The 666-nt window shown below is 67.9% G+C and carries 1 pseudogene; it reads right to left on the bottom strand.

The window, feature by feature from the left end:
* Positions 1–666: pseudogene (locus ADK57_RS13230) on the bottom strand (alpha-1,4-glucan--maltose-1-phosphate maltosyltransferase); the annotation flags it as partial.

The following is a 666-nucleotide window of genomic DNA, read 5'->3' as shown; positions in this document are numbered from 1 at the left end:
GCGCCGGATCGTGTTGAGCCGGGTGATCAGGGGCGTCAGGCTGCGGCCCTCGCGGTCGGCCGCCTCCCAGTCGCGCGCCTTGATCTGGTACTTCTCCGAGTCGAGGTACTCCTCGCTGCCGTCGCGCAGCGGGGTGTTCTCGCACAGTTCGTAGCCGCTGTAGATGCCCCAGGTCGGCGACAGGGTGGCGGCCAGGACGGCGCGGATCTCGAAGGCGGGCCGGCCGCCGCGCTGGAGGTACTCGTGCAGAATGTCCGGGGTGTTGGCGAAGAAGTTCGGCCGCATGTAGGCGGCCGCCTCGCCCGACAGCTCGGTCAGGTACTCGGTCAGCTCCTGCTTGCTGTTGCGCCAGGTGAAGTACGTGTACGACTGCTGGAAGCCCGACTGCGCGAGCGTGTGCATCATCGCCGGGCGGGTGAACGCCTCGGCCAGGAAGATCACGTCGGGGTCGGTGCGGTTGATGTCCGCGATCACCCGCTCCCAGAACACGACCGGCTTGGTGTGCGGGTTGTCCACGCGGAAGATCCGCACCCCGTGGTCCATCCAGTGCCGCAGCACCCGCAGGGTCTCGGCGATCAGGCCGTCCATGTCGGCGTCGAAGGCGATCGGGTAGATGTCCTGGTACTTCTTCGGCGGGTTCTCCGCGTACGCGATCGTGCCGTCCGG

Source organism: Streptomyces sp. MMG1533 (assembly GCF_001279775.1).
GTDB lineage: Bacteria > Actinomycetota > Actinomycetes > Streptomycetales > Streptomycetaceae > Streptomyces.
This window is presented reverse-complemented; position numbering and strand designations above follow the sequence as displayed.